This window comes from Mesorhizobium sp. M7A.F.Ca.US.006.01.1.1 (assembly GCF_003997935.1).
Taxonomy (GTDB): Bacteria; Pseudomonadota; Alphaproteobacteria; order Rhizobiales; family Rhizobiaceae; genus Mesorhizobium.
The window spans coordinates 1-4687 of record NZ_RZQL01000375.1; the positions used below are offsets into that span (position 1 = coordinate 1).

General features: G+C 63.0%; 5 protein-coding genes and 1 pseudogene. 5 read left to right on the forward strand and 1 reads right to left on the reverse strand.

The features are described from left to right. The 3 genes and pseudogenes from EN943_RS38685 to EN943_RS35125 form a co-directional block, all read left to right on the forward strand. Window positions 1–126, forward strand: a pseudogene (locus EN943_RS38685) (transcriptional regulator); the annotation flags it as partial. Window positions 127–295: 169 nt separating this feature from the next. Next, window positions 296–1561 (forward strand): methionine adenosyltransferase, encoded by a 1266-nt coding sequence (gene metK / locus EN943_RS35120; protein WP_127256654.1) that lies wholly within the window; start codon window positions 296–298, stop codon window positions 1559–1561. A 23-nt stretch (window positions 1562–1584) separates the two neighbouring features. After that, the gene (locus EN943_RS35125) at window positions 1585–2286 is read left to right on the forward strand and encodes a tRNA (guanosine(46)-N(7))-methyltransferase TrmB (RefSeq protein WP_127416392.1); all 702 of its coding nucleotides are present in this window, start codon (window positions 1585–1587) and stop codon (window positions 2284–2286) included. Window positions 2287–2290: 4 nt separating this feature from the next. Here the strand turns inward: EN943_RS35125 and EN943_RS35130 are convergent, their stop codons facing one another. After that, complete coding sequence (locus EN943_RS35130; protein ID WP_013527898.1) at window positions 2291–2458, reverse strand: hypothetical protein; 168 nt, start codon at window positions 2456–2458, stop codon at window positions 2291–2293. 299 nt (window positions 2459–2757) lie between these two features. Between EN943_RS35130 and rimP the strand changes: the two genes are divergently transcribed. Together rimP and nusA are read left to right on the forward strand one after the other, a co-directional pair. Continuing rightward, window positions 2758–3402, forward strand: coding sequence for a ribosome maturation factor RimP (gene rimP / locus EN943_RS35135; RefSeq protein ID WP_127270712.1), 645 nt, complete (start codon window positions 2758–2760; stop codon window positions 3400–3402). A 49-nt stretch (window positions 3403–3451) separates the two neighbouring features. Continuing rightward, window positions 3452–4687: transcription termination factor NusA (gene nusA, locus EN943_RS35140; RefSeq protein ID WP_127416393.1), on the forward strand; the 1236-nt coding region annotated here is incomplete at its 3' end.

Genomic DNA, 4687 nt, shown 5'->3' on the forward strand with positions numbered 1-4687 from the left:
GTCGAATTCTGCGGCAGCCCCGAAGGGCTTCAGCTCAACCGGGCCTTTGTCAAGATCGCGGATGCCAAGGTGCGCCGCAGGATCATAGACCTGGTCAAGTCCCTCTCCTCCGAGGATCCCGACTGATCGGCAATCACGCCAGGACCGGCGGCGCCTTGCCGCTGGTGGCACAAGATAACCGCATCGACATTCATGCCAGAACCGAAGCACCGCTTGACGAGCGGCGCTTCGCCCCGCTAACACGTGGCGCGCCAAAATCGGCAGCCTGCCGATCGTTTTTCAAGAGGGGACACCCGTGACGCGGCAGAACTACTTCTTTACCTCGGAATCCGTTGCCGAGGGCCATCCCGACAAAGTCTGTGACCGGATTTCCGACGAGATCGTCGATCTGGTTTATCGCGAAGCCAAGAAGACCGGCATGGACCCGTGGAAAGTCCGTGTCGCCTGCGAGACGCTGGCCACCACCAACCGTGTCGTCATCGCGGGCGAAGTGCGTGTTCCCGACACGCTGCTCAAGAGGGACAAGGCCGGCAATATTCTCAAGGATGCCGCCGGGCATTCGGTTGTCAATCCGGCCAAGTTCAAGTCGGTCGCCCGCAAGGCGATCCGCGAGATCGGCTATGAGCAGGCCGGCTTCCACTGGAAAACGGCGAAGATCGAGGTTCTGCTGCACGGCCAGTCGCCTGACATCGGACAGGGCGTCGACAATGCCTCCGACCGTCAGGGCGAAGAGGGTGCCGGCGACCAGGGCATCATGTTCGGTTACGCCTGCCGCGAGACGCCGGATCTGATGCCGGCGCCGATCTACTACAGCCACAAGATCCTCGAACTGCTGGCTGCCGCCCGTCACGAAGGCAGCGGTGAAGCCGGCAAGCTCGGCCCGGACGCCAAGAGCCAGGTCACCGTTCGCTATGTCGACGGCAAGGCCGCCGAGGCGACGCAGATCGTGCTGTCCACGCAGCATCTCGATGCGAGCTGGGATTCGAAGAAGGTCCGCAAGGTCGTCGAACCCTATATCCGGGAGGCGCTGGGCGAGCTGAAGATCGCCGACAACTGCATGTGGTACATCAACCCGACCGGCAAGTTCGTCATCGGCGGACCGGACGGCGACGCCGGGCTGACCGGCCGCAAGATCATCGTCGACACCTATGGTGGTGCCGCACCCCATGGCGGCGGTGCCTTCTCCGGCAAGGACACCACCAAGGTGGATCGTTCGGCGGCCTATGCGGCGCGCTACCTGGCCAAGAACGTCGTGGCGGCGAAACTCGCCGACCGCTGCACCATCCAGCTTTCCTACGCCATCGGCGTTGCACAGCCGCTGTCGGTCTATGTCGACTTGCACGGTACCGGCAAGGTCGACGAGGCAAAGCTCGAGGAGGCGCTGCGTACGGTGATGGATCTGTCGCCGTCGGGCATCCGCCGTCACCTCGATCTCAACAAACCGATCTACGCCAAGACGTCGTCCTACGGCCATTTCGGCCGCAAGGCCGGCCGTGATGGGTCTTTCTCCTGGGAAAAGACCGATCTCGCCAAGGCGCTCAAGGACGCGGTCGCCGCCTGACGGCGGTGCCGCAAAGTCCCGCCATGGATCCGAAGGACAGACCCAGCCGCGCGACCGAAGCCTTTTTCGGTCGCCGGCGCGGCAAGACCATGCGTCCGCAGCAGGCGGCCGCGCTGGAAAGCGGCTTCGGTACATATCGGCTCGATCTGACGGCTGAACCGCCGACCGATCTCAGCACTCTGTTTGAAGCCGATGTCAGCGCGGTTCGCCTCGAGATTGGCTTCGGCGGTGGCGAGCATCTCCTGCATCGTGCGACCGAGGCGCCCGCGGTCGGTTTTATCGGCGTCGAGCCCTTCGTCAACGGCATGGCCAAGATGATGATGGCGGTGCGCGAGAAACCGCTCGCCAATTTGCGGGTTTATGACGACGACGCCACAAGGCTGCTCGACTGGCTGCCGCAATCCTCGCTCGACGGCATCGATCTGCTCTACCCCGATCCCTGGCCGAAGAAGAAACACTGGAAGCGGCGCTTCGTCAGCCCGGTCAATCTCGAGCGGTTCGCGCGTGTGCTGAAGCCTGGTTCAAAATTCCGCTTCGCCTCCGACATCGACACCTATGTCAACTGGACCCTGCTGCATTGCCGCGCGCACGGCGCGTTCGCATGGCGGGCTGGCGAGGCGGTGGACTGGCGCCGGCCCTATGAAGGCTGGCCGGGCACCCGTTACGAGGCCAAGGCCATTCGTGAGGGCCGACGGCCGGCCTATCTTACCTTCATTCGGAAATAAGCTCTTAGAAGCGGCGGCCGATGCGGTCGAAGGCGGCAGGCTCGACGCCGAGGTTGCGCAGGTCGTCGGCGCGCGGCCTGCGGCCGGCTTCCACGGCCCGTGAAGCGGCCACGGCGCTGCCGAATACGGTGAAGAAGTCGCCTATTGCAGAAAATATCTTGCGATTGCTCATGATCATGTCCTTTCGCGCACGTGTGACGCACGGCCACGTTTGTGCAGCGCAGCGTAAGTAGGTGCGTTTCAGCGCCAATCCCATGGGGCCCGCCGCATGGGCGCCATGCGTTCCATGCAACGCTGGCGCGGGCCACCTCGATGGCAGCGTTGCCCGACCAGCATAGCGGGCTTGAAACACAGGCCGCGATCGTTTATATCAGCCTCAAATTCTTGGTCGGTATGACGAAGAGTGGGTCCACCCGGTCCCGCTCTTTTTTATTACCTGCCGATAACTTAGTAGAGAACGACAGGGCTTCAATGACTGCAACGGCAAGCGAGGGCGACGATCGCATCATCCGCGAAAGCGGTATCGATGCGCGCATCGCGCTGATCGTCCAGCCGGTTCTGCGCGGCATCGGCTTCCGCCTCGTGCGGGTGCATCTGTCGGGCCAGAACGGGCTGACGCTGCAGATCATGGCTGAACGCGAGGACGGCACCATGACCGTCGAGGATTGCGAAGAGGTCAGCCGCGCGGTGTCGCCGGCGCTCGATGTCGATGATCCGATCGAAAAGGCCTATCATCTTGAAGTCTCGTCGCCCGGCATCGACCGGCCATTGGTCCGTAAATCGGATTTCACGACCTGGACGGGCCATCTGGTGAAGATGGAAACATCGATGGTCGTCGCCGACCGCAAGCGCTTCAAGGGCAAGATCGCCGAAGCCGGCGAAGACGATGTGCTGATCGAGCGCGACAAGGCAGCCTATGGCGAGGAGCCGACGGTGCGCGTCCCCTACGATGCGATTGCCGATGTGCGCCTGATCCTGACCGACGATCTCATCCGCGATGCCCTGTCGAAGGACAACAGGGCGCGCAAGGAAGCCAAGAAGCGCCGCGGCGAACCGGACGACGACGAGTCGGGTGCGGAAGCGGACGCCACGGAAGACCACGAACAGGAACTATGATTGAGCTGCCGGGCGCAAAGGCCCGGCAAACAAGCTCCGGAGAAAAACGATGGTTGTAAGCGCCAACAGACTTGAATTGCTGCAGATCGCCGACGCGGTCGCGCGTGAAAAGTCGATCGACAAGTCGATCGTCATCGCCGCCATGGCCGATGCGATCCAGAAGGCGGCGCGCTCGCGTTACGGTCAGGAGACCAACATCCGCGCCGACATCAACCCGAACACCGGTGAGATGAAGCTGCAGCGGCTGATGGAAGTGGTCGAGAAGGTCGACGACTACGCCACGCAGATCGCCATTTCCTCGGCCCGCGAGCGCAATCCCGACGCCCAGCTCGGCGACTTCATCGCCGAACAGCTGCCGCCGATGGATTTCGGCCGCATCGCCGCCCAGTCGGCCAAGCAGGTCATCGTTCAGAAGGTCCGCGAGGCCGAACGCGACCGTCAGTTTGACGAATACAAGGACCGCATCGGCGAGATCGTCAACGGCACCGTCAAGCGTGTCGAATACGGCAACGTCATTGTCGATCTCGGCCGCGGCGAGGCGATCATCCGCCGCGATGAACTGATCCCGCGCGAAAACTACAAATATGGCGACCGCGTCCGCGCCTATGTTTACGACGTGCGCCGTGAGCAGCGCGGCCCGCAGATCTTCCTGTCTCGCACCCATCCGCAGTTCATGGCCAAGCTGTTTACCATGGAAGTGCCGGAAATCTATGACGGCATCATCGAGATCAAGGCGGTCGCCCGCGACCCCGGCTCGCGCGCCAAGATCGCCGTCATCTCGCGCGATAGCTCGATCGATCCGGTCGGCGCCTGCGTCGGCATGCGCGGCAGCCGCGTCCAGGCCGTCGTCGGCGAACTGCAGGGCGAGAAGATCGACATCATTCCTTGGTCGCCATCGGCGGCGTCCTTCATCGTCAACGCGCTGCAGCCGGCGGAAGTCGCCAAGGTCGTGCTCGACGAGGATGCCGAACGCATCGAGGTCGTGGTTCCCGACGACCAGCTGTCGCTGGCCATCGGCCGCCGCGGCCAGAACGTGCGTCTGGCCTCGCAGCTGACCGGTTGGGATATCGACATCCTGACTGAGGCCGAAGAATCCGAGCGTCGCCAGAAGGAATTCGTCGAGCGTTCGTCGCTGTTCATGGAAGCCCTCGACGTCGACGAGATGGTCGGCCAGGTGCTGGCCTCCGAAGGCTTCACCAGCGTTGAGGAAGTCGCTTATGTCGATTCCGGCGAGATCGCCTCTATCGACGGTTTCGACGAGGACACCGCTTCGGAAATCCAGACC

Excerpts from the sequence above, each read along its gene's own strand:
- EN943_RS35125 (WP_127416392.1), top strand. The coding sequence starts at position 1,585 with ATGGATCCGAAGGACAGACCCAGCCGCGCGACCGAAGCCTTTTTCGGT.
- EN943_RS35130 (WP_013527898.1), bottom strand. The coding sequence starts at position 2,458 with ATGAGCAATCGCAAGATATTTTCTGCAATAGGCGACTTCTTCACCGTA.
- rimP (WP_127270712.1), top strand. The coding sequence starts at position 2,758 with ATGACTGCAACGGCAAGCGAGGGCGACGATCGCATCATCCGCGAAAGC.